This is a genomic window from Segatella copri (genome assembly GCF_019249795.2).
Lineage (GTDB): Bacteria > Bacteroidota > Bacteroidia > Bacteroidales > Bacteroidaceae > Prevotella > Prevotella copri_B.
The window spans coordinates 3,029,352-3,054,805 of record NZ_CP156891.1 but is presented as its reverse complement, the minus strand read 5'-3'; the positions used below and the strand labels follow the sequence as shown (position 1 = coordinate 3,054,805).

The window sequence follows — 25,454 nt, the reverse complement described above, 5'->3', positions numbered from 1 at the left end:
AGGCTACCAGTATTTCTCGTTCGACTTGCCGTAGAGTCCCATGATGCGGTCAAGGTCGTTTTTCTTCTTGGCACGCAGATAACTCACGGAAATGTTCTTGTTGGTGTAGTAGCTCACGAGATTGCGGTAACGCTTCATCTTCGAGTAGCAGCGTTCCACCACGTCCATTCGCTCCTTGTCCGTCATGGAAAGGGTCGTGATGTTCACCACGTTCTTCAGTTCTGTCAGCACATCGTTGCTTTCCTCCAGCAGTTTGGTGTAGCCGAAGCCGATGGCGGAGAGTTCCTCCACGGAGAAATTGTCATCGTGCATCATCTTCTGATAGTTGTTGATGTAGATGTCTGTGATGTCACCTACCATGAGGATGGTCTGCTGCACCTTGCGTGCGTCCTTGACGAGGTTGTTCACCGACTTCAGCGCATCGTAGTACTTCTTGCCCTGCTCGTAAATCTTCACGGTCTCCTTGAAGTTGTTGATCATGTTCTGAGCCGTCGAAGATGTGTGGACGATGTTGTTGGACGAGTTGATGATACTCTGCGCAATATTGGTAGGATCTATGACAGACCACTGTGCGCTTGCCTTTCCCACCATCAGGAGGAACAGGCAGATTGTCATGATTACTTTTGTTCTCATTTTACTTTTGGATTAAGTGGATAATGAATTTCATTTGTTCTCTTGTTTGTCCTCTGCAAGCTGCCGGATGGCGGCTTCCATGTCACCGCCGAGTTTCTCCGCCAATGCCCTTACCTCCAGTTTCTCACTTTCTTCTGTCGTATAGGCGAGATATTCTTGCGTGGACACCTCTGTGGCATATACTGCCGACTGCGTTCCTCCGAGTCCTATCCATACTTCCTTGTAGAGACGTGAGGGGTCGTTGGACTGGTTGATGGAGAGAATCTGCGACTTCTCCTTTTCCGTCAATCCGAGCAATGACTGTATCTGCTCGAACTTGTTCATGAACTTCCTCTGGTCAAGGAGTATCTTGCAGTCTGAGTTGTTGATGATACTGTCCTTCACGATAGCGGAGGATATGATGTCCTCGACTTCCTGTGTCACCACGACCGCCTCACCGAAGAATTTTCTGACCGTCTTATAGAGATACTTGATATAGGAAGCCATGTTTGCCGAAGCTATCGCTTTCCATGCTTCTTCTATCACTATCATCTTGCGGATGCCTTTCAGGCGGCGCATCTTGTTGATGAACAGCTCCATGATGATGATAGTCGTGACTGGGAACAAAATTGGATGATCCTTGATGGCGTCAATCTCGAAAACGATGAACCGCTTGTGCAGCAGGTCAAGCTCCTTGTCGGAGTTAAGCAGATAGTCATATTCGCCACCCTTGTAGTAAGGTTCCAGCACGTTGAGAAATCCGTCTATATCAAAATCTTTCTCACGGACTTTCTTTTCTTCCAGCACCTTGCGGTATTCCGTTCCCACAAACTCATAGAAGGTATTGAAGCATGGAACGATGTCGCTTTCCTCTTTCAGTTTACCGATGTAGAGCGACACGGCATTTGACAAGGCAACCTCTTCCGCTCGTGTGGCAGGCTCGTTGTCCTTCTTCCAAAGCGTCAGGAGCAATGTCTTGATGCTCTCTCGCTTCTCGATGTCAAAGACCTTATCCTCGGTGAAGAACGGATTGAATGAGATGGGACTCTCGTCCGTATAGGTACAGTAGATACCGTCCTTTCCGCCTGTCTTTCTGTTGATCATCTCGCAGAGTCCCTGGTAGGAGTTTCCCGTATCGACCAAGACCACATGCGTGCCTTGCTCGTAATACTGTCTGACGAGGTGGTTCATGAAGAACGACTTTCCGCTTCCCGATGGTCCGAGCACGAACTTGTTGCGGTTGGTTGTTACGCCTTTCCTCATCGGCAGGTCAGAGATGTCAATGTGCAGCGGCTTTCCACTGATGCGGTCTGCCATCTTGATGCCGAATGGTGAGGGAGAATCCATATAGTTGGTTTCCTCCGTGAAGAGGCAGGTTGCCTGTTCGATGAAGGTATGGAAACTCTCCTCTGACGGAAAATCACCCTCGTTGCCGGGTATCGCTGCCCAGAAAAGTGTCGGACAATCCACCGTATTGTGGCGTGGCACACATTCCATGCTTGCCAACTGACTGCCCACATCATTGCGAAGATGCTTCAACTCTTCCATATCCTCGCCCCATGCCAGGACATTGAAATGGGCACGGACAGACTGCAACCCCTGTGAGTGAGCCTCGTTCAAATACTCGTCAATCCATTCCTTGTTGATGGCGTTCTGTCGGCTGTACCTTGACAGCGAGTGCATGTTACGGGCGGTTTTCTCGAACTTCTGCAAGGTCTCGTCACTGTTGTCTATGAATACATACTGGTTATAGATATGGTTGCAGGACAACAGCAAGCCAACTGGAGCGGCAAAGGACAGACGGCAGTCACTTCGGTCAGTTGACAATCGCTCAAAGCGGTTGTCCGTAGATACTTCCGTTGGCAGGTCTTCCGTTTGCGACAAGGTATGAAGGCATAGGTGTTTGTTTCCGATACGCATACCACTTGCAGACACTTCCATGTCCTCCAAACATTGCACGTTCTCAGTGGAGAGCGAGAGGTACTTGCCTACAAGTCCAGTCGTTCGTTCCGTGCCTGTGATTTCATCATCCGTCAGTCTGCGTAAGGAGATATAGCCGGAGTCGTTGATGATTATTGCGAACTGCTCCACGGCATCGAGGAATCTTGCGACCGTTTCCTTGTCCTTGATTTCCTTGGGGATGATATGCCCACGGCACAAGGTGGAAAAATTGCTCTGGTGTGCCATGCGCTCCTTGGAGGTCTTGGTAAGGAACAGGTAACACTGGTGATGCAGGTAAGGACGCTCATTGAAGTGTCGCTCATAGCTTCTTGACAGAAAGCTCATGTCGCTATTCTGCAAGTCCGGCGCATAGTTCTCTTTCACGAACCAGTCCTGCTTGTGGACAATGCTGTAGTTTGGCAGCACCTTGATAGCCTTGCACCATGCGGCATGTACCGACTCATACTCCTGCGATGTTACCGTGAAGATTTCGGGGAGCGTCACCTCGTAGGCGACCGTGATGTCGCCATTCTTGGAGATAATGCAGCCTTGCTCCACGGCAAGCAGCGGGAACTTGCTCTCAAGGGTGCTTGATTTTCTGATATTTCTCATTCTTCTTTCTTTTTATGTTTGAACATTCGGTTTGTTTTCCTTCGGTTGAGGATATAGCGTGGATGGCTCTTGGCGGCAAGGAGCTTCATCAGTCCATGCTCACCGTACTTGTTGTTCAGATGGAATGTTCCCCATACAAGCAATAATCCGAGCGTGAGACCCAAGCCGATGCAGACCAGTTGGTCCGCACCTGCCATATAGAGGACTACCACAAGGAAGAAGACGGCAAGCAGTCCACCTGCGAAGATGAAGAGGTACTGTGCCTTCAGTCCCTTGAACTCAACCGAATGACCGATGCCCTTGTTGATTGGGTAGTCAGCCATAAGTCTTATACCTTATTATATTATAAGAAGAACGAGCGGAGGATGGTTGCGCTCACGATGAGGAAGATGCAGGCTCCGAACCAGCTTGCGGCAGTCTTGCTCGTGTCCGGGTCGCCTGACGAGAACTTGCCATACACCTTGATGCCTCCGATGAGACCTACCACGGCACCGATGGCGTAGATGAGCTTCGTGCCCGGGTCGAAGTAGGAGGTCACCATACTTGTTGCCTCGTTGATACCTGCAAGTCCGTTGCCTTGCGCGAATGTTTTTGATACGGCTGCGACAAGCATCGCAGCGAGAAGAATGATTCTGTTTTTCTTGTTCATAAATCGTTTTTTGTCTGTGCCTTGGGGATTGGATGATCCCGTCTGGCGGTTGATACTTTTGTTTACTCATGCGGCATGATGCCGACTTATGGATTCTGTGGCGAGCTGAGATTTTAGCCGTAGTCTTTCTTTTTCATTGTCTTGTACTTTTTTATGTTACACAAAATCGAGGATATTGAAGTCCTCATAATTGTCAGGCAATCGGGAACTGATGTTTTCCTCCACTATATCTTTTTCATTCATCGCTTGGACGGCAATATTTATGGATTCCTCTATCTGCATAAACAGTTTCTCGTCATTGATCATCCGTGCGAACAGTTCCGTTCCATCCAAATCTTTGAACACTTCTCCAGCCTGTACCATTTCTGCCTTGGATGCCTTTGGCTTTTTCACCGTGCGGACAGCAAGGTCTATGTCCTCAAAGGATTTACCCTTGGCTCGTGGTACATTACCCTCGTCCTCGTCAGAATATTCTGTCGGTACATCCTCTATTCGACAATCCTTGAAAGTTTCATCCAAGTCTTCGTCAGGAATCTGAGCAGAGGATTTTGTCTCTTGTTGTGTTTCCTCAAAAGTTACATCTTCCTCTTTCACTGGCTCGGACATATTGCTTTCTGTCTTATCCTCGACCTTATTTTCTTTCAAGGGAGGCTTATACTGATACTGGCTCTTGGGAACAAACTCATAAGGGTCTATCGGTGGTTTTGTTTCTTCACCTTTTCCCTCTTTCGGCAGACATCGCTCCTTTTCCTCTCTCATAAAGAACCATATTGTCCAAAAGTTGAACAATACCAGCAATATGATAAAAACATTCTCCATAGGCTTACACTTCGATAGGTTATTTGCCCACAAAAGCACTAACGCTCGTAGATGTTCGCTGCTTTTCCAAATACATCTCGTCTATCACTGTGCCATATTGCTTGAAGTGTTCCGTCAGAACATGGTCAATGTAGCTTGATATGGACACGGTTCCATCACTGATGAGAGGTATCATATTCGCAATAATATGATGATAGTCCTTGCGAATATAGGTCATTCTTCCAGAACGAGCAGGAAACTCGGTAGGACGTATGAACTTCTCCGTGTATCTGTTACGGAGTGCATTTCCCTTGTTTCCATTAGTGGACTGCTTGCTTACTGTTGTCGTTGGCTTTTTACCATAATTCTTCTTTGTCTGTTTCATGTCTCTTATTTTTATATGTTAGTGAATGTCTTGATATGCTTGCCGAAAGACTCGGCAATATCCTCTTGATAGTCCTCGAAATGAGATGCCAACACATTGTCGATGTAGCTGGCTATCGTCACCTCGTTCTTGCCGATGACTTGTATCAACTTCATGATGCGGTCATGGAAGTTACTGCGGATGCAGACTTGCTTTCCTTTGCGTGCCGTCATTCCCGACTCTCGCATAAAGGATTCCTCATAGTCACGTTTCACAATGCATTCCTTGTTTACTGCAATATCCTTCGTCTTGTTCTTTCTATTTTGTGGAACTTGTGGAGTTGCTATCGCCACATTCTTTTCTGTGAAGGTAGATTTTTTATCCACTTTTGCGCCATCTGCTTCTTGTGCATCACCTTTGTCTTCCATGTCTTGCGACTCATTGGATGTAGCAGCACTTTCAACAGGCTTTGAAACGCTGTAGTCTTCTTGAACCAAGGACTGTATGACAAGGTCGGCATACTCTTCCTCTGCTTTTGTCTTTTTTGCCATGTTACTTATGTTTTGATGATTGTTAATACTTCGTCCACCAACTTGTCAAGATTACTTCCTCTTACAAGGCTCTTGTCTGCGGGAAACACTGTAGAGCGAAATACCGCTTTTCTCTCATTGGCAGTCTCCTTGCGGAAACGCTTGCTGTCTGGCAAAAATGTCTTCAATACAGAAAGTGCATGCTCTGCGAATACCTTTTCGTAGGTATCATACAGTTCCGTCTTTTCACGACCATCCACCATGTTCCAGACAAGATGAATACTCTTGACGTTGCTCCTTCCGATGGTGATGAACGCCTCTTTGATAGTCTTGGCATATCCGATGGAACTTGTCAATACCACACGGTCTGCTATAATCGGCGTGAAGATATGATTCATCTTGGAAACCAAGCAAATCACATCGTTGTTGTTTGCGGTTCCTGGCAAATCAAAGAAGATGAAGTCCAATGTAGGGTGCTTTGCCTTCATCTTCTCGGCAACCTCCAAGGCATCCTCTGCCTTGCTTTTTGTTACAGGATACGGCTTTTTGTTCAACTTCTTGATTTGCTCATAAGCCATCTTCTTGTAATGTGCGTCCTTGACGGACGCTTCTGCATCACGGCTACGGATGCCGCTGATGCTATACTGAGGGTGGTCGCAATCAATGATTGCCACATTGAATCCCTTCACGTAATGCAGGTAACTTGCCACAAGCACCGTGAGCGTCGTCTTGCCTGCGCCTCCTTTTTGGGTGGAGAATGCCACATACTTTGTCTTTTCCATTTTGTTTGTCTCTATGAGTTGTTATACATTATATTGTTGGATTGAGTGTCACCTTGAACGGTCACTTATCCGTTTTTGTGATTGAACGTGTTATTGTCAACATGAGTGTTCAAAAGAACATTTGAACACTTGCTTTTCTAATCAATTGTTCATGTGGGTCTGTGCGGATATTTATGGATGTATTTTTGACTATCCAAATGTGCTTCCACATAGTCCAACAAACAGTAATTCAAGCATTCCAATGAACACCGATTCATTTGAATCACGCTGCAAAGTAACAACGCTTTTTCCGAAAAACAATGGTTTTCAAATCCTGTGGCAGCATGTTGCCGATAGTTGCAGTGGTTGTCTGGGGTGCATCTGTTCCAAGGGCGCTTTTTTAGCCGTAATTTTGCACCCGAAAGGCAAAGCAATGGATAGCGCATCCATATCGTTCCGAGAAGAACTAAGGCTTGATGCTCCGCAAAGGACTGGATTTCCCGAACAGCTTCCATTCGGAATGGGACAGTTTCTTACGAAGGCTAACTTCAATCCACCCTAAGCGGATTTTTATGTCCTCAAAGACATAGCAAGGTATGTTTTGAGTTACTCAAAACCTTTGGAGTTACTCCCCGTAACATCGTGCCAGCGAGAGAAGAAGAAAAGTTCCTTTTCATTCTTCCGAGCGCAGCCGATGTTCGAGGGTACCTCAAAGACCTTGCCCTGCCGGGTTGGTAGCCTCTCCGAAGTCGGGCTCCCCATGTTCCAATCTGACGATAGTTTGTGCAATTCCATTATTGCCGCATGTACCACTTAATCCATTTTAATATGAACACAGAAAAAAAACGAGGGGGACGAATCCCCAAGCTGAACCCGAAGTTGCACCATGTGATGCTTCGGTTCGACGATGACGAGTGGATGAAATTCCTCGTCATGTATGAGCAGACTGATGTGAAGGCAAAGGCTGTCTTTGCCAAGGCACGTATTTTCGGCGAGCCGTTCAAGGTGTTGCGAGAGGACAAGACGCTGGTGGAATACTACACCAAGCTTTCTTCTTTTCACTCGCAGTACCGAATGATTGGCAACAACTACAACCAGGTTGTCAAGGAACTCCGTTGTCATTTCTCCGAGAAAAAGGCAATGGCTTTGCTCTATAAGCTGGAGAACTGCACCAGGGAACTGGTCTCTCTTACCCGTGAGATTGTTGAACTAACCCGTAAGTTTGAGGAAAGATGGTCGCAAAGATAAGTTTCGGAAGTTCATTGTATGGCGCACTGGCATACAATGGTGAGAAGATTAACAAGGAAGAGGGAAAGCTCTTGGCAACGAACAAGATCTTCGATGATTGTTCGGGAAAGACGAGCATCGCCTATGCCTTGCGTGATTTCCAGCGATACCTTTCTCCGCACATCAGAACAGAGAAGCCTGTCGTGCATATATCCTTGAATCCGCATCCCGATGATGTGCTGACGGATATGGACATGGAGAACATCGCCCGTGAATACTTGGAGCGCATGGGATATGGCAACCAGCCATACATGGTTTACAAGCATGAGGATATCGACCGTCATCACATGCACATCGTGACCATCCGAGTGGATGAAAACGGCAAGTGTTTGGATAGCCGATACAACTACCATAGGAGCAAGGCTATCACCCGTGACTTGGAGGAGAAGTACAATCTCCACAAGGCAGACCGCAAGCAACGCCAAGCAGACAATCCGCTCCGTAAGGTGGATGTAAGCCAAGGCAATGTGAAAAAGCAGGTTGCCAACACCGTGAAATCACTCTGCGCCACCTACAGGTTCCAGTCCTTAGGCGAATACCGTACACTTCTTTCCTTATATAATATATCCTTGGAGGAAGTCAGAGGCGAAGTTGGCGGTCGTGAGTATCATGGTTTTGTCTATTCTGCCACGGACGGACAGGGCAACAAGGTGGGAAATCCTTTCAAGGCTTCCAAGATTGACAAATCTGTCGGTGTGGAGGCAATAGAAAAACGGTTCGCTTATTCTACCAAGAAGTTCAAGGAGGAAAAGAAACTCTCCGAGATGACCCGTCATAGCGTGGAAGCAGTCTTGAAGCAGACGTACAATAAGGATAAGTTTGTTGAACTGCTGAAAGCAAAGGGTATTGATGTTGTTTTCCGCCATACAGCTGACGGCCGTATCTACGGAGCAACATTTATTGACCACCGCACTCAAAGCGTGTTCAATGGTTCACGGCTTGGAACGAATCTTTCTGCCAATGCCCTACAGGAGCACTTCACCTTGCCTTACGAGAACGAACAGCCGATACCGCTTGCCATTCCAAAAGAAGAAGACTCTGGCTTGGAGCAGGAACTTCAAGGTTCTGGCTTGTTCGATGAGGACGGCAGCGGTCTTGGACTTATGGCAGGGAATGGTTCTTCCAACGAGGCACAGGAAGCAGCATTTGATAGAGAGTTGCGTAGAAAGAAGAAGAAACGTAAAGGACGAAGCCTTTAACCGTATCATCAGGGTTGGCTTTCTTATACAATGGAGAAAGCCATTCTTCAATCAGAAAAAACGATTAAGCGGATGCAATGAAAGTTTACTTTCGGATTGCTGAGCGTGAGTTTTTTATTCAAACAAATTGTATAACTTCAAAACTGAAAAACAATGGCACAAGAAGACGATTTGAGAGCATTGGGGAAAATTATGGATTTTCTCCGTGCTGTGAGTATCATACTCGCAATTATGAATGTATATTGGTATTGCTACGAGGCAATGCACATTTGGGGAGTGACAATCGGGGTGGTTGACAGAATCCTGATCAACTTCAACCGTACAGGTGGTTTGTTTCATTCCATTCTCTATACCAAGCTGTTTTCGCTTCTTCTCCTGGCGCTCTCATGTTTGGGAACCAAGGGCGTGAAAGCAGAAAAGATGAGTTGGAACAGGATTTTTACGGTTCTTGCAGTTGGCTTCTTCTTGTTCTTCCTCAACTGGTGGATATTATTGTTGCCTATATCTTATTTGGGCAATGCCACGCTGTACATCTTTACAATGACAGCAGGTTATATCTGCCTGTTGATGGGTGGACTGTGGATGAGCCGACTCTTGAAGCACAACCTCATGGAGGATGTGTTCAATAATGAGAACGAGAGTTTCATGCAGGAGACCAAACTCATGGAGAACGAGTATTCTGTCAATCTGCCCACTCGCTTCTACTACAAGAAGAAATGGCAGAGAGGATGGATCAACGTGGTCAATCCGTTCCGAGCGACCATCGTGTTAGGTACACCGGGTAGTGGTAAGTCCTTTGCTGTCGTGAACAACTACATCAAACAGCAGATAGAGAAGGGGTATTCAATGTATATCTATGATTTCAAGTTTTCCGACCTTTCGACGATTGCCTACAACCACATGATGAACCATCAGAATGGATATAAGGTCAAGCCCCAGTTCTATGTCATCAACTTTGACGATCCTCGCAGAAGTCATCGCTGTAATCCTATTCACCCAGATTTTATGAGTGACATTTCCGATGCTTATGAGAGTGCATACACCATCATGCTCAATCTCAACAAGACGTGGGTACAGAAGCAGGGCGACTTCTTCGTGGAGAGTCCGATTATTCTGTTTGCTGCCATCATCTGGTACCTAAGAATCTACAAGGACGGAAAGTATTGCACCTTTCCTCATGCCATCGAACTGCTCAACCGCAGATACGAAGATGTCTTTCCGATACTAACGAGCTATCCCGAACTTGAAAATTATTTATCTCCGTTCATGGATGCCTGGCAAGGTGGGGCGATGGAGCAGTTGGCGGGTCAGATTGCAAGCGCAAAGATTCCGTTGTCACGAATGATCTCACCACAACTCTATTGGGTGATGTCCGCAAGCGAGTTTACACTCGACATCAACAATCCCGAAGAACCGAAGATTCTATGTGTCGGCAACAATCCCGACCGTCAGAACATTTATGGTGCGGCACTTGGCTTGTACAACAGCCGCATAGTGAAACTCATCAACAAGAAGGGACAACTCAAATCATCCGTTATCATTGACGAGTTGCCGACCATCTATTTCAAAGGCTTGGATAATCTGATTGCTACGGCACGAAGCAACAAGGTTGCCGTCTGCTTGGGCTTTCAGGACTTCTCACAGTTGGTCCGTGATTATGGGGATAAGGAGGCAAAGGTGGTTATCAATACCGTTGGTAATATCTTCAGCGGACAGGTTGTTGGCGAGACCGCCAAGACTTTATCCGAGCGCTTTGGAAAAGTGCTCCAAAAGCGTCAGTCCATTTCCATCAACCGTCAGGATGTCTCTACGTCCATCAATACCCAAATGGATAGTCTCATTCCGCCAAGCAAGATTAGTGGTCTTACCCAAGGTATGTTTGTCGGCTCTGTTTCCGACAACTTCACCGAGCGCATAGAGCAGAAAATCTTCCATGCCGAGATTGTCGTTGACACCGACAAAGTAAAGCGAGAGGAAAGCCATTATCAGCCTATCCCTATCGTCAACGATTTCAAGGATACCGATGGCAACGACTGCATGAAGCAAGCCATTCAGGACAACTACAATCGGATAAAGGAGGATGTCAAGCTGATTGTCAAGGACGAGCTGGAACGCATCGCTGCTGACGAGAATTTGAAGCACTTGATACAGAAGTAAAAACCGCATTTATGCCGAAAAAATCTCGTTAATATATAAATTACTATAAATATTTGTAGTAAACCGCATATTTTTCGAGATTTTTTCGTTACTTTGCAATAGAATTAAAAACAGATTAGATTATGCTTATCAGATTCGACTTTAGTAACATCTTTTCTTTTTTAGAAGAAACGGAGTTCAATATGTTGCCTGCAAAATCTTTGAAGAGTCATACAGACCATCTTCATAAGATTAATACCAACGTGAATGTTCTGAAAGGTTCAGTCATTTACGGTGCAAATGGTGCTGGCAAATCAAATATGATTAAAGCAGCAAATTTGCTGCGTGACATTGTTTTAAAAGGTAGAGTTCCTTCTGACATCAGATATATCAGAAATAAATTTTCTGATGAGGTTACTCCTGTCTCACAATCAGTAGAGTTCAGCTATAAGAATAAAATATATAACTATGGAGTTACTTATGTGTCAAAGCTCTGCTTGGAGGAATGGCTTTATGAAACAGGTGTAGAAAAAGATGAAATGGTCTTTGAACGTACCTACTCTAAAGAGACAAACAAACCTGTTGTCAAAATGGGCAGGAAATATGTCGATGGTGATGAAAAAAAGGCTCTATTGGTTAGTTTGCTGGAAGATAACATTTTGAAAAATGATGAATTACTTATCAAACATGAGGATATTATCAAAGAGCCAAGAATCAACAGAGTCAGGGAATGGTTCAAAGACAATCTGAAAATCTTCTTCCCTGAGACCAAGTCTGCGTCTATTTTTGATACTCAATACGAAAATCTGAAATTCAAGCATTTTTCTGAAAAGCTCTTAAGAAGTTTTGATGTAGGCATTCAAGACATAGAGTTGCATGAAGATGATTTGGATAAATTTGTCTCGCAGACTGGTATGCCTTTGGATAAAATTTTCGAGGACATCAAGACTAATCTCAAAAAAGAAGAGTCTGGTGTGATTGAAACGCAGTATTTTACTATTGGCGTTACAAAGGAAGAAGATGATAAATATATGATCCGAAGAATAACAACCAGTCATGTTGTAAACAACAAGGCTGTGAGTTTCGAGTTAAAAGAGGAATCGGATGGTACACAACGATTGTTTGATTTTGCGCCAGTTCTTTATGACCTGATGCAGTCTGACAAGACTATCATTGTCGATGAGATTGACAGGAGTATCCATGCCAACCTATTGAAGATGTTTGTAGAAAAAGTGATGGGAATGCCTATCCTTGGACAAATTATCTTCTCATCCCACGAATCATGCCTTCTTGATTGCTCTATCTTCAGGAATGATGAGATTTGGTTTGTTGAGAAAGACAGAAAGAACCAAAGCTCTCGTTTCTATACGCTTAATGATTTCAAACCACGAAATGATTTGGACATTCAAAAAGGCTACTTGAAAGGACGCTTTGGAGCTATTCCTTTCTTAGCTCATTTAGAGGATTTAAAATGGGAGGACTGACGTATGCCATATAAAAAACGCAGCTACTATAAGCATGAGGAAGCCAAGGCAAGAGACTATAGTCTTTTTGTTATCGCATGTGAGGGTACAAAGACAGAACCAAGTTATTTTGCACCGTTCGATAATTTCGAACGTATCAAGGTTAGAATCTTGGAGCATAAGCAAACTGAGTCTGCCCCTTCACATGTATTGGCATCAGCGAAAAAGTATATGACAGAAGAGGGGCTGAATGCTGAAGATGGTGACTCTCTCTGGTGTGTTATCGACGTGGACAAATGGCCTATTGACATGATAAAAGAATTGGGTAGTTTCTGCATAAACACCCCAGGATGTCATATAGCCATCAGTAATCCATGTTTTGAGGTATGGCTTCTATACCACAAGCTTACTGATTTGAAAGATATAGATTGTTCTAAGTCTCACAACGTAAAGGTTGCTTTGTCAAAACTCACCCCTGGTGGATTTTCGGCAACTGAATATGTAAAACTGATGGCTCAAGCTATCATTAACGCTAAAGCCAAGGACTCTCAACCTGGAGAGCAACATTACTTCCCAGCACTTAAAGAAACCAAAGTATATGAACTGGGTGAGGCTTTAATGGAAAGGATTGGCAAAAATAGTTGGCAGGATTTTATAAACAAGAATATTTAAAATCAGAACCTATGATAAAATTTAGGCAGTAACGTATCCCTATGGAATTTCGTTACTGCCTAAAATAAGTAACGCCCCTCTAGTATGCTGCCTTTCGGCGCGCCTGAGGGGCTTATTATCTTTAGTTGAATGAACTGTCTTTCTTTTTGCGCTGCAAAGTTAAGAACTTTTTTTGAAACTACCAAATAAAAAACAAAGATTTTTCTAAGTTTTTTCAAATTTTCCACATTTCTTCGTCTTTCCAATCCTCAGGGAAGCCCATGGCAGGTAGCGACACGACATCTTTATACTCATCCAACAATGCTATCAGCCTGGTTTTGAATGGAGAAGTAGGATTCACCGTCTGCAACAGATAGTTCAGGATACAGGCAGTATAATAGAATTTCTTCAATCTCGCCTTATGAGGTTCTCTGAGCCATTTGTGCTTTTTGGAAAATTCCAACCGCTCCGGCACGATACTCATATCTCGATTCCAAAGACGGGCATGATGGGCACAGATGTTCCTCACGTAGTTGATGGCATGCAACCAGGAGCAAAATGTCTTCGGAGGCAATCCGAAATACGAGGCGATACCCGCTATGTCAGCACGGTTCTTCAACCCCATACATATTCTTGAAAGATGGTTGAAATACATAATTTCCACACTCATCCAAGAAGGTGGGTTCACCGGATCATAGTACTTGCTGGTATAATGCTGTATGAATACCTCAGCACGATTGTTATGCAGCTGTTCCCTGATATGACTTTGTATTTCCGAATATACATCAATGGTTATCTGCTTGCCATCACGCAACATGATGGTCTTGGGTTCATTGAATATATCCTGTCTGTCTTGCCAATGCGAACCGTATTTATGACTTAATTGGTAGATAATCTGAGTTCTGATGGCTACCTCAAGCCTTTCTATCGCATCAAATACCAACAAACGGAGCTTTCTGTCAAAAACATAAAGGTTATAGACGCAATCCCAGGTGATATCTTTCTTGAAAGAATCCAATATCTCTCCTTCTTGATTGGCTTCTTTAAAAGGCAGCATATAGGCACTCATCCTATAATAGCTGATATTGGCAAGATGCCTTTTGGCACGTGCCTCGTCAGCAAATTGAAGCCCTCTGGATTTGAGGAGTTCAACCTGCTGCTGATAGGTCAATGGTGGCTTTGTATATCTTTCCATACTCTCACAGTTTTATTTAAGTTACAAAAGTATAGAAAAATTCCTGTATGAAAGAAGAAATGCCTTATTTTCTTGTATTCTGATAACATTTTTCAGTAATTCTACAGAAAATGAGCATTTTCATCTCCTCATTCTCTCCAATTCATCATCCCGTCGCATCTTATCATTCAACTTCTCCTGCATCTTGTCCAGAAAGTAAGTACGACTGTAGTTCTTACGTCTCCGGATATCGGTATAAAAACGGTAGCAGTCCTTGGCCTTGACACCAAAGAATTGGTACATGGCTTGAGCCAGCTCTTTGAATTTCACTTCGCCGTCATTCACACTTCCCATCACGCAGATGCCATATACCATCTCTACGAGGTCTACTGCGTTCCCCGTCCAGCATATCGGCAAAGCCTTGTCCGTCTTCTCATGGGCAACAGCAACAGAAGCCCCCTTGCCCACGCTTGCCTTTACCTGCAGCATCATCTTACGGATGAACGACAGGGCTTTCTTGATATACAGTCCAAGAGTACATCCTGTATCTGGATGTAACAGAGGATGGTATTGCAACTCTGTCTCTGCAAACACCAGGGCATGCAGAGCCTCCTTGCTCTCTGACGTACGGTGGCACAGGTCTATAACCTGAGTTACAAACTGGTGATACTCCTCCTGGATCTGCCCCATCTCCATCTTTCCACCAAGATTGTTGATAACCTTGAAGAAGGCTGTCTCTATCAATATATTATAGCTCATAAGTCTTTCTGTTTTGATTGTTAAACTTCTATTTGTCGGTGTACACACAACCCCTAGAAGTCCAAAAGCAATGCCAACAGATGCCAGACTGCGCCAAAACAGAGTATAACTTCCTGATTATCAACACAGCAACAACAACCACAACCGAGCAGTACAAAAACAAAAAGTGTTCAAAACCTGAACACCTGTTCACGTTTTGAACACCCTATTCTACACTTTTGCCTTCACAAAAGCCTATTCTATACCATACTTCTCCTTCAGATTGTACAATGTCGTCCGTCCAATCTTCAGTATCTCTGCGGCTTTGGTATGATTTCCCTTAGCGAGTTTCAAGGCTCCAATGATTCGTTCCCGTTCCGAATCCACATCTCGCAGCGCCGTCGTCCCCGATGTAGTCCCCGAAAAAGAATCAAACTTCAGGTTCTCTTCCGTGATCTGCTTCTCTTTCGCCATGACCACGGCATTTTTGATGACCCGTTTCAGTTCTCTCACATTACCTGGCCAGGTATAGGTTTCCAAAGCCTTGATGGCTCCGGTACTGAAACCATCTATCTCTTTTCCGAACCGCAGTTTGTATCTCCTCAGAAAGAATTCTGCCAATGGTCTGACATCCTCTACCGCCTCTCGCAATGGCGGCAACTCGATAATGGTCTCGCAGAGACGTTGCAGCAGGTCATGCTTGAAGGTATCATTGTTCACTGCCTTGCCCAAATCTTCATTCGTAGCCAGCACCAACCGCACATCAGCCTCGATGTCCTTTGTTCCACCTACTCGTCTGAATCGCTGTTCCTGCACCACTCGCAGCAACATCTTCTGCACCTCCAAAGATAGGTTGCCTATCTCGTCCAGAAACAGGGTTCCTCCCTTCGCCTCCTCGAACACGCCCACACGGGCATTGTCTGCCCCGGTAAAAGCACCCTTCTCATGCCCCAGAAGTGTAGAGGCGGCAAGCTGTTCATTCAGGGTGCCGCAATCCAAGGTGACGAATGGCTTGTTGGCTCTCTTGCTTTTCTCATGTATCATCCGGGCGATATGCTCTTTCCCCGTTCCGCTCTCTCCCAGGATCATCACCGTTATCTGGATGGGAGCAAACATATTCACCTGTTCTATCACCTTCGTGAAGGCTTCACTGGTCCGGGCAAAGATTTTCTCACGACTCTTGGCGATATGTTCATTCCCTTTCCACAGGGCATTCAGAAATTCAAACAGCTCTCCCTGCATCTCACTCTTCGGAAAATAATTGGCTGCGCCCTTCTTGATGGCTGCCACGGCAGAGGAATAACTCTCATAGTCCGTCATGATGACAAACTGGTTCTCATAACCATTCTCCCGCATCCATTCCAACAGTTGGATGCCGTCTCCATCGGGCAACCGAAGGTCAGAGAGTACGATGGTAAACTCATCCACCTCCCGCACCAGTTCCATGCCCTTGCGCATGTTGTAGGCTTTGGAAGTCTCCCACCCCTGACGCTTCAGCATATTACAGATGCGTTCACAGAAGGTCATACTGTCTTCTATCACTATGATTCGCTTCGTCATTTCATTCCTCCTTCCTGTTCTTCATGAATAGCCTGGATGATATCTTCGCACTGCCGTTTGATTTCACAGATTCCCTGGGCTATTTCCTTGTCAGTAGTGGTAGTATTCTTCACGGAAGAAAAAACGCGGTTCAGCTTTTCACCGCATCCTATCAGTTCCCAGGTTCCTCTCATGCTATGCAATATTTCTTTCAGCTCATGGCGGTCGCCTTTCTCCCAGGCCTTGTCAATACGGCGGATGTTCTCCTCCGTCTCTTCCTCAAAAAGCCACAGCGTTCTTTGCTTCTCACCAAATTCATATAGGGGTATCAGGTCTATGTTCCCTTTCCCGTTCACCTCCTTCTGAATGAATCGGTTGGCAACCGACATCAATTCGTTCGGGGAGAAGGGTTTGGATAGACATCCCGAAAAGCCCTTCCCGGTCAGATAGTCCTCTGTGATACCTGCCGATCCCGTCACGGCAACAACGGGTATCGTCCGGGAATTTCCGATGTTTGACATTCGCAGGATCTTGAGCACATCATATCCGTTTGCGCCCTGCATCTTCAGGTCGGTAAACAGAATGTCATAGTCCTTCTCACGCATCTTAGCCAGCAATTCATCCATACTCATACTGGTATCGCATCTGATTCCGTTTTCCGCAAAGATGCCCTGCATTCGATGGAGTATCAGTTCATTATCGTCTATGACGACCACTTCCGCTCGGTTGTCCCCGATCATCTCATTCTCTCTTTCAATGTCTTTCTCATGCACCAGTGGCAATGGGATTTCCACTGTGATGGTACTGCCGACATTCTTCTTGCTCGACAGTTCAATCTTTCCATCCATCATATCCACCAGGTTTTTCACGATAGACAGTCCCAAGCCGAATCCGTCTTTCGTTGCCGCATTGCTCAGCTGCCTGAAGGCATCAAAGATTTGCTGCTGTTCCTCTTCGTCCATTCCGGTTCCGGTATCATGCACGGAGATAAACAGCATGCCGCCCTCATAACTCAGACGAAGGGTCACAGAACCGGCATCCGTAAACTTTAGGGCATTGGACAACAGGTTTCTTACGATTCTTTGTATCTTTTCCTTGTCGCCCAGCACGATGTCATCCGACGAACTCTCCACGATCAGCACCAGTCCCTTCTTGTCCGCCAGTCCTGCAAATTCCGATGCCAGCCTTGTTCCAAGCCCTTTAACGGTAAAGGGTTTGGCTATTATGGTCTCCTTCCCGTTGTCCAGTCGGAAATAGTCCAACAAATCATTGAGCATCTGCTCCATACCTGCTACGGCTTCCAAAGAGATATCTATTTCATCAGCAGATTCTTTCTTCATGACACCCAGATGGTGTTTGAGGGTTGCCAACGGGATTCGCAGCTCATGGGTGATAGCCTGTATGGTCTGGCGGCGCTGGGTGAGAAGTTCTATGTTCTGCTGGTTTTTGGTATTCAGTTTTCCGATGAGCTGATCGGTTCTTTTCTTGTTTCTGATAACCTGCAGGAACATACAGAATAATACCAGAATCAATAGGGAGAGCATACCTATATAATAATAGGTATAGTTACCTTCCAGTGTGGCTATCTGCTGCTCTCTTTCCACGATTCCCTTGTTGACATGCTCGTCAACAACGGCAATCATTTTCTGCAGATGATGGTTGATGGCTTCATTTCGGATGCCCAGACTGTCCAGATGCCCATTGACCTTACGGCTCTGTTGCTGATGCCTGACGACAATCTTCTGATTGAGCACAGACAGCATTTGGGTCGTAGCGGTGGGCTGTGGACGCTTCATGGTATCAACGGCAGCCTTCTCTTCTTTTCCGAACAGTCGTGCCCAAAATCCCTGTTTTTTCTTTTGAACCGCAGGACGGGGAATGGAGGACTGTACTTGCTGCTCCTTCTTGCTTTTCGCAACGATCTTGGGCACTTCCGTCGTCAGCTCCTCATGAATATCATTGCGCTTCTGTACGGCATTCCTGATTTGCAATAACAGTCTTTCCTTCTCAACAAACAGCTGACGGAGATTCTCTGCTTCTATCTGACGGCTCATCTTCCCCATATTCTCCAACATATGGTCCACTTCCATCCGAAGTTGATGATAGTCTTCTACGTCAGTGGCATCCCAGTCTGCTACCGTCTCGCCAAGCAACGATATCTCGGCGATATGCATGTTCAAATCATGCATATCCTTGCGCCACTCATGCAGTTCTGTGTTCCTGCATTCTATCTCTTTCCTGTCGTGCCATTCTGATAGGCCGATCATAATGGTACATCCTATGATGAGAATGGCTGCCATGATACCGCATGCCATCCATCGGCAGATATGTCCAGTCTGTTTCTTGCGTTCCATCTTTATATTTTCTTAGCCGTTACAATTCTATGGTCCTGCTGTAACCATCATTACCTTGTACTTCAACCGCATGTTCGTTCCACCTGTATATGTATTTATATTCCGGAGGCAGGATGATATTACCCCTCCTGTCCAATAGTCCATACAAACATTTCTGTATGCCTATTCTGCATTCTGCATAATCACCTCGGAAGTCAGAGATATACGAATAAATGGGGTTCACAATGATGTCGTTCATCACCCTCAGTCCCCATCTGCCATCCTGCTGGAAAGGCTCTACATTCTTCAGATATTCCTTCAGTTGTCTGGCTGTCATCTTTTTCCTTGCCGTATTCGCCTTCTTCACCGTTATCATCTCATCATTCACGGCAATGATGTTCTGCATCTTCTTCACATAGGTTGGAATGATACCCTTGCCAGCCCTCAACCCAGCAAACATACTCTCCCAGTTACGAGGCTTGTCGGGCAAGCCGAACTTGCGGTAGTTACCTACGTTGTCGATAATCATGCACACCTTATCCTTGTTCTCCTTGTTGATGCGCAACCCGCGCCCCACCATCTGCAGATACTTGGCTAGCGACAGCGTAGGACGGGCCATCTGGATAAACTCCACGTCAGGACAGTCAAAACCCTCGTCGAAGAGGTTCACGTTCACCAGACAGTCTATCTCGCTGCGTCTGAAAGCCTCCACCATCTCCTTGCGTTTCTTGGCAGGAGTCTTACTGTCCAGTGCCACACTTTTCATTCCAAGGGCATTGTAGCAGGCGGCTATCGCCTGGGCATGCACAATATCTATGGCATATACGATACCTTTCTTGCCGTCAGCATATTTCTTTACGCTGTCATAAAGCCTTTGAATAGTCTGCGGAATATTCAGTTTCTCGTCCATCTCCTTGATGGCATAATCGCCATCGCTTCCTCGTCCCTTCAGCTGGTTCACGGTCAACTGATCGTTGGAGTACTTGCCGATAACCACGTAGTCGTAAGGTGACAGATAACCACGCAAGATAAAGTCGTTGGTACAGGGCGATTTCAGCAATATCTCGAACAGTTTGCTGAAGGATTTCTTGTTCATGCGGCATGGAGTTGCCGTCATACCGAGTTTCAGAGCCTTTCTGTTCCTGCCAAACAGGTCTTGATAGGAGGTTGCTATGGCGTGATGCGCCTCATCCACTACGATGAGTCCTGGCGTACACCCAGCCCCTTCCAGTTCGCCGATATGTCTGTTCAACCATTGAATGGACAGCACCCTTATCCTTACTTTCGCTTTCAGCTCCATTTCCTTCTCCCCATAGTCCAGACAGAATCTGTCCAGCGTCTGCTGCATTTGCTCCACCAGTTCACGGCGGTGCGCTACAATCCACACTTCGTCCGTGTCATGGTTATCAAGGAACCATTTCACCACAGCCGCCATCACGTAGGTCTTTCCCGTACCTGTCGGCATCTGCACCATCACCGAACTGCCCACCTTCTCCTTCTTACCATTCTCATTGTAGAATGTACCGGAAACAGCAGTGGTCAGCACGTTGATGATGTCCTCCAGCATCTTCTGCTGATAGTCATAAAGTTTGATTTTCTTCATCACAAATTATATTTTCGCAATTCAGCTCTCGACACCGTTTGAAAATAGGGAACGTATGGCACTCCATTACTTTCCAATCTCAACCCATTTCTACTGTCTTGCGTGATGTATATGTCTGAATCAATAGCATAGCCAGAGAAATTCTTATACTCTCTCACCACAAAATAAGAAAAGTCATCCGTCTTCTTCAAAATCTTGAACCATAACCGTGGTTCCTGCTTCAAAAATAGAAACTCACTGTTAATGACACAAATGTTGTCATCAGCCACAATCTGCCAATTTCTCAATACGGTATCTCGCAAATCCGGGATATTCCGAACATAATACCAGTCGCTCTCTCTCAGCAATCTCACAAATCCTCGCTGCTCCGCCACAGGCTTGGCATAATGCTTCAACCCTGAAATGCCATCCACCCAATAGCTCTCGCCAAACACGTCCTTGGGTACATACCATATCTCGTCAACTCCTTTCTGCACCTCATCACGCTCCCAAACCTTGCTATTATGAATAGGATAGAAAAGTCCATGCTTATAAATCTTCTGATGCTTCTCCGCAGCCTTTTTCTCCTTCCTGCTGTATTTCTGGCAATAATCATTCATCTCCACCTGTGTCTCGATGGGAGTCAATTCCATGTCGGGATTTCCTTGGGCATAGCAATTTTCCTCATCATCCACATATAACCTCACACTACCAGCCTTGTCCTTCAACTGATACACCTTGTCAGGTTCATCCATCGAGATATATTTCCTTTTCCAATTAATGCCTCTGCCCACTTGCAACTCCAATGATTTCAAGTTGATGTAAGCCTTGTCGTCAATAAACTTGGAGCGGATGCGAGGATAGAACCTCATACCGTCCTCCGTACAGAACTCCACACCCAACAGTCTCACCGTCTGTGGACGCTTTGCAAACCTCAGTCCGCTCCGCCTGTCAATCCATCCGTCCTTATCCTCTACAATCTCATCATTCTCGTTGTCCTCAATCATCTTCTTCTGCCTGTCATGCCCAAGAATTTTCATCATCTCCTCATTCTCGCTCACCACGCTGCCCCAATGACAGAAGCTATTGTTAATCCTCATGCAAATCTCCTGCAACGAATCCGCAAGCTGCGACCTCCCTTCAAACATCTGCTGCCAGTCCCTGTCAGCTGAAGGCATCCCGAACCGCCGATACAGTCCCACATTATCCAGTATCACGCAATAGCTCTTCCTCTTAGCCACACGCAACCCACGTCCCACCATCTGCAAGTACTTCGCCAGCGACAACGTAGGTCTCGCCAACTGAATAAACTGCACATCAGGACAGTCAAATCCCTCCGAAAACAAATCCACGCTCACCAAAACTCGGATTTTACCTTTTTTGAATTGCTCTACCAAACTCTTTCTTTCGTTCGAGGGTGTCTTGCTACTAATCGCTACAGCGTTTATATCATTTTGGCGGTAGAACTCCGCAATATGCTCCGCATGCTCAATACTAAAGGCATACACAATGCCTTTCTTCCTCGCCACATACCTCTTCACCGTCATACAAAGCCTTTCAAGCGAAGGCCTCACATCCATCACCTCATTCAGTTCCTTCTGCAGATAATCCCCATCAGCCCCGCGCTTCTTAAGCGAGTCAATCAACCTCTGGTCCAGTCCATCCGGCTTGATAGAGTAGTAGTCATACAGGCTCAACCGCCCCTTGGCAATAAAACGATCCATGCTCCAAGACGTGAGCAACGTATCAAACAAGTCAGCAAATCCCTCACCTTTCAGTCGATAAGGCGTAGCCGTCAGTCCCAACTTCTTCGCCTTCGGAAATGCCCTCATCACCTCCGCATACGTCTTCGCCACCGCATGATGCGCCTCATCAATCACAATCAGCGAAGGTTCCTCCCTCATCTCCCGATAATGCAACGTCAACCACTGTATCGACATCACTTTAATAAAAGCAGTATCATCATCTGTCGATGTTGGCAAATCAAACCTTGCAAGTGTTTCTTCTATTTGCACAACGAGTTCTCTTCGATGGGCAACAACCCACACACATGGATTCTTCACTCTTCGTTCTTCACTCTTCACTACTGCTGCAAGCAGATACGTTTTCCCCGTTCCCGTCGGCATTTGAACCATGACGGATTGGAGCTTTCCAAAAGCCTTCCCAATCCGTTCCACCATTTCTTTTTGATAATCAAACAGCTCCATCATGATTTACAGCATAATCCTTTCCGTACTTCCATTATCCTTGATACCCAATACAGAATACCTATTGATGAAATGGAATCCCCTGTATTCTGCAGGAACAATCACATACCCATATTTGTCGATAATTCCCGACACCATATGATTATTGGCAGGATGAAAGACCGCATAGATACCTTTGAAATCGGAAATGTAAGAATAGATAGGCGGCAACACGATTTCATCGCCCGATTTCAGTCCCATTCTCCATTCACCCTTAACCTCAAACGGCACGATGTTCTCCTTGAACGTCCTCAACTCCTCAGCCGTCATCTTCTTCCTGCCAGTCTCAGCCTCTTTCACCATCATCATCTCATCATCCACGGCAATGATACAATTGACTTTCTTCACGTATGACGGCACCGCACCCTTGCCAGGCATATCACCCTCAAACATGGCATCCCAATCACGATACCTGTCAGGCAATCCAAATTTCCGATAGTTACCCACATTATCAATAATCATGCACACCTTCTTCGGGGCTTTCTTATTGATGCGCAGTCCACGCTCCACCATCTGGAGATATTTGGCAAGCGACAGTGTTGGTCGAGCCATCTGGATATACTCCACGTCAGGACAGTCAAACCCCTCGTCAAAGAGGTTCACGTTCACCAAGCAATCCAATTCTCCTTCCCTAAAAGCCTCCACCGCTTTCTTTCTCGTCTTGGCAGCCGTCTTACTGTCCAACGCCACCGCCTTGATGCCAAGCGCGTTGTAACACTCTGCTATCGCCTTGGCATGGTCGATGTCGATGGCATATACGATACCTTTCTTGCCAGCAGCATACTTCATCACACTATTATAGAGTCGCCGAATAGCAGGCGGAATATTCAGTTTCTCATCCATTTCCTTAATGGAATAATCACCGTCACTGCCACGTCCTTTCAATTGATTGATAATCTGCTGGTCAGTAGATTTCATCCCGATAACCACATAGTTATAAGAAGCCAAATACCCACGCATAATAAAATCCCTTGTTGAAGGCGAAGTAATCAAACGGCTGAACAACGTGCCAAAAGATGCTTGCTTCATGCGACAAGGCGTTGCCGTCATGCCAATCTTCAAGGCTTTGTGGTTTCGGATAAACACATCCTGATAAGAAGTGGCAAGGGAGTGGTGGGCTTCATCCACGATAATCAGACCCGGCCTAAAACCATTCTTTTCCAAGTCCCCAATGTTTCTTGTGAGCCATTGGATGGACAACACCCTTATCCTCACCTTTGCCGTCAGTTCATCATCCTTCTCACCATAATCCAAAGCAAAGCGGTCGAGCGTCCGTTCCATCTGCTCCACCAGTTCCTTACGATGCGCAATCAGCCATACCTCTCCCTTGGAATAAGTCTCCAAGAACCATCTCACCACAGCCGCCATCACGTAGGTCTTACCAGTCCCCGTAGGCATCTGCACCATCACCGAACTCCCCACATTCACCCTTTTTCTCTTCTCATTATAGAGAACAGAGTCAAAGACTGCAGCGGAAAACACCTCAGTGATGTTCTCCAACATCTCTTGTTGATAATCAAAAAGCCTGATTTCTTTCATACGATAGATTCAAAATCCTTTCTCGGCATACCATAATCCTTATAGCATTCCGTATCTTCTATTTCCTTCCATGCTTTGTGAAGATACTCCTTCACGTCTTCTGGCAATCTGCCATCTGCAGCAAGCCCATGAAAAACTCTCAGCATATCATTGACAGCATACTCAGGACTATACATGTCATCAAAATAGTTATAATGCTCATCCATGACAAAATGCCTACACATGGATTTCGTCATTTGCATAAACATCAATGCAGCATCCATATACTGACCCTTGGCAATCAACCGCTCAATCTTTCTATTCTCTTCAAGCATCAACTGCCATATCAAATCACAATCCCAACCAATATTTCTACTGTTGAAGATACGACTCTCATAATCCTCATTCAATGGAATGACAGACCGTGCCTCTTTCTCTGCTTCCATTCGTTCCTTTTCCTCTCGCTCTTTTTGAAGAGCTATGCGTCTTGCCTCACGCTCTTCCTCCTCATTCATTTCTCGCTCTACAGCCACTGTTTCACCATTGAAAGGAGCCGCAGGAACCAAGGCGAGCAATTTCTTTTCCAAGCCACGGAAGTTTCTGTATTCCTTTGAATGCAACAAGATAAACCTACAAACCTCTTGGCGTATTGTCTCATTGTTCCAAGCCTTCACCGTCTCCACCAATGCTGTGTAACTTGCCAACACCAACTTACCGATTCTCGACTTATATTCACCAATCAGTTCCGCTATGTCATCACGGTTAATCAGCAATGGAAGATGTTCACACAATCCCTTTGCAATGGCAAAAGCCGCATCAGGACGATTCTTAGCTAATATCTGTGGTATGGATTTCTTGTGCCAACGCTCCAACAGGCGCAACTGATGCATAAAGTCCTCATTGTCCTTTGGCTTGAATGTCACTTCCTGCATGAAATACTTTCCATACGCCTCCTCATAATTCACTGCTAAACCACGAGGTACAAAATCTATCTTCGGTCGCTCCATCTGTCTGCGATAATGCTCCACCTCACGCATCCGCTTCTGCTTCTCGTCCCATTGGATGCGTAAGAACTTCTCCTCTCTGATTCTAAGTTCTACATCTTTAAACTCAGGAGTCTTCATCGCCTCCTCTTTAAGATGATTCTTGATGACTTTGTTCAAGTATCTTCTCCATGCCTCTTTGTTCTCCTCATTAACGAACGGAGGACACTCATCTGCGGATGAAGCTAGCCAAGTAATCTCGTCAAACTGGAGATACCATCGATAACGTTTATGTTGGTTGTGATTTTCCATTACAATGTATTTTTCTTGTTACCCAT

General features: G+C 45.6%; 21 protein-coding genes. 5 read left to right on the top strand and 16 right to left on the bottom strand.

All coding sequences use genetic code 11. The features are described 5' to 3' along the window. Positions 1 to 3 precede the first annotated feature (3 nt). The 8 genes from KUA48_RS12650 to KUA48_RS12615 form a co-directional block, all read right to left on the bottom strand. Positions 4 to 615 (bottom strand): DUF4141 domain-containing protein, encoded by a 612-nt coding sequence (locus KUA48_RS12650; protein ID WP_370867672.1) that lies wholly within the window; start codon positions 613 to 615, stop codon positions 4 to 6. 48 nt (positions 616 to 663) lie between these two features. Further along, positions 664 to 3,165: a TraG family conjugative transposon ATPase gene (locus tag KUA48_RS12645; RefSeq protein WP_218432294.1), complete on the bottom strand. Its 2,502-nt coding sequence runs from the start codon at positions 3,163 to 3,165 to the stop codon at positions 664 to 666. After that, positions 3,162 to 3,488: a DUF4133 domain-containing protein gene (locus tag KUA48_RS12640; RefSeq protein ID WP_153114134.1), complete on the bottom strand. Its 327-nt coding sequence runs from the start codon at positions 3,486 to 3,488 to the stop codon at positions 3,162 to 3,164. The genes KUA48_RS12645 and KUA48_RS12640 overlap by 4 nt, the downstream gene beginning before the upstream one ends. A gap of 20 nt (positions 3,489 to 3,508) precedes the next feature. Then, positions 3,509 to 3,814 (bottom strand): DUF4134 domain-containing protein, encoded by a 306-nt coding sequence (locus tag KUA48_RS12635; RefSeq protein ID WP_218432295.1) that lies wholly within the window; start codon positions 3,812 to 3,814, stop codon positions 3,509 to 3,511. Between the two features lie 156 nt (positions 3,815 to 3,970). Further along, positions 3,971 to 4,633 (bottom strand): hypothetical protein, encoded by a 663-nt coding sequence (locus KUA48_RS12630; RefSeq protein WP_218432296.1) that lies wholly within the window; start codon positions 4,631 to 4,633, stop codon positions 3,971 to 3,973. 19 nt (positions 4,634 to 4,652) lie between these two features. After that, complete coding sequence (locus KUA48_RS12625; protein ID WP_153089022.1) at positions 4,653 to 4,997, bottom strand: DUF3408 domain-containing protein; 345 nt, start codon at positions 4,995 to 4,997, stop codon at positions 4,653 to 4,655. Positions 4,998 to 5,008: 11 nt separating this feature from the next. After that, the gene (locus KUA48_RS12620; RefSeq protein ID WP_218432301.1) at positions 5,009 to 5,527 is read right to left on the bottom strand and encodes a DUF3408 domain-containing protein; all 519 of its coding nucleotides are present in this window, start codon (positions 5,525 to 5,527) and stop codon (positions 5,009 to 5,011) included. A 5-nt stretch (positions 5,528 to 5,532) separates the two neighbouring features. Then, complete coding sequence (locus KUA48_RS12615) at positions 5,533 to 6,288, bottom strand: ParA family protein (protein ID WP_218432303.1); 756 nt, start codon at positions 6,286 to 6,288, stop codon at positions 5,533 to 5,535. An 807-nt stretch (positions 6,289 to 7,095) separates the two neighbouring features. Between KUA48_RS12615 and mobA the strand changes: the two genes are divergently transcribed. The 5 genes from mobA to KUA48_RS12590 all read left to right on the top strand — a co-directional run bounded on the left by mobA (position 7,096) and on the right by KUA48_RS12590 (position 13,024). After that, the gene (mobA, locus tag KUA48_RS12610) at positions 7,096 to 7,515 is read left to right on the top strand and encodes a conjugal transfer protein MobA (RefSeq protein ID WP_194252854.1); all 420 of its coding nucleotides are present in this window, start codon (positions 7,096 to 7,098) and stop codon (positions 7,513 to 7,515) included. Then, complete coding sequence (gene mobB / locus KUA48_RS12605; protein ID WP_153089018.1) at positions 7,500 to 8,753, top strand: conjugal transfer protein MobB; 1,254 nt, start codon at positions 7,500 to 7,502, stop codon at positions 8,751 to 8,753. The genes mobA and mobB overlap by 16 nt, the downstream gene beginning before the upstream one ends. A gap of 153 nt (positions 8,754 to 8,906) precedes the next feature. Then, on the top strand, positions 8,907 to 10,910 hold the full coding sequence (gene mobC, locus KUA48_RS12600; protein ID WP_218432305.1) for a conjugal transfer protein MobC: 2,004 nt from the start codon (positions 8,907 to 8,909) through the stop codon (positions 10,908 to 10,910). Positions 10,911 to 11,032: 122 nt separating this feature from the next. Next, on the top strand, positions 11,033 to 12,373 hold the full coding sequence (locus tag KUA48_RS12595) for an ATP/GTP-binding protein (protein ID WP_153088345.1): 1,341 nt from the start codon (positions 11,033 to 11,035) through the stop codon (positions 12,371 to 12,373). 3 nt (positions 12,374 to 12,376) lie between these two features. After that, positions 12,377 to 13,024: an RloB family protein gene (locus KUA48_RS12590; RefSeq protein ID WP_134842680.1), complete on the top strand. Its 648-nt coding sequence runs from the start codon at positions 12,377 to 12,379 to the stop codon at positions 13,022 to 13,024. A 214-nt stretch (positions 13,025 to 13,238) separates the two neighbouring features. Here the strand turns inward: KUA48_RS12590 and KUA48_RS12585 are convergent, their stop codons facing one another. The 8 genes from KUA48_RS12585 to KUA48_RS12550 form a co-directional block, all read right to left on the bottom strand. Next, positions 13,239 to 14,198, bottom strand: a complete 960-nt coding sequence (locus KUA48_RS12585; RefSeq protein ID WP_153088343.1) for an Abi family protein — start codon at positions 14,196 to 14,198, stop codon at positions 13,239 to 13,241. Between the two features lie 120 nt (positions 14,199 to 14,318). Beyond that, positions 14,319 to 14,936 carry an RteC domain-containing protein gene (locus KUA48_RS12580; RefSeq protein WP_153088341.1) on the bottom strand — a complete coding sequence of 206 codons (618 nt, stop codon included), beginning with the start codon at positions 14,934 to 14,936 and terminating at the stop codon, positions 14,319 to 14,321. Positions 14,937 to 15,170: 234 nt separating this feature from the next. Further along, on the bottom strand, positions 15,171 to 16,475 hold the full coding sequence (locus tag KUA48_RS12575) for a sigma-54 dependent transcriptional regulator (RefSeq protein ID WP_153088339.1): 1,305 nt from the start codon (positions 16,473 to 16,475) through the stop codon (positions 15,171 to 15,173). After that, positions 16,472 to 18,808 carry an ATP-binding protein gene (locus KUA48_RS12570; RefSeq protein ID WP_153088337.1) on the bottom strand — a complete coding sequence of 779 codons (2,337 nt, stop codon included), beginning with the start codon at positions 18,806 to 18,808 and terminating at the stop codon, positions 16,472 to 16,474. The genes KUA48_RS12575 and KUA48_RS12570 overlap by 4 nt, the downstream gene beginning before the upstream one ends. 19 nt (positions 18,809 to 18,827) lie before the next feature. Then, positions 18,828 to 20,390, bottom strand: coding sequence for a DEAD/DEAH box helicase family protein (locus tag KUA48_RS12565; protein WP_153088335.1), 1,563 nt, complete (start codon positions 20,388 to 20,390; stop codon positions 18,828 to 18,830). After that, a complete protein-coding gene (locus tag KUA48_RS12560) occupies positions 20,390 to 22,579 on the bottom strand; it encodes a DEAD/DEAH box helicase (RefSeq protein WP_194252837.1) in 2,190 nt (729 codons plus the stop codon). The genes KUA48_RS12565 and KUA48_RS12560 overlap by 1 nt, the downstream gene beginning before the upstream one ends. Positions 22,580 to 22,582: 3 nt before the next feature. Continuing rightward, the gene (locus KUA48_RS12555) at positions 22,583 to 24,154 is read right to left on the bottom strand and encodes a DEAD/DEAH box helicase (RefSeq protein ID WP_153088333.1); all 1,572 of its coding nucleotides are present in this window, start codon (positions 24,152 to 24,154) and stop codon (positions 22,583 to 22,585) included. Beyond that, complete coding sequence (locus KUA48_RS12550) at positions 24,151 to 25,428, bottom strand: hypothetical protein (protein ID WP_217755947.1); 1,278 nt, start codon at positions 25,426 to 25,428, stop codon at positions 24,151 to 24,153. The genes KUA48_RS12555 and KUA48_RS12550 overlap by 4 nt, the downstream gene beginning before the upstream one ends. Positions 25,429 to 25,454 lie beyond the last annotated feature (26 nt).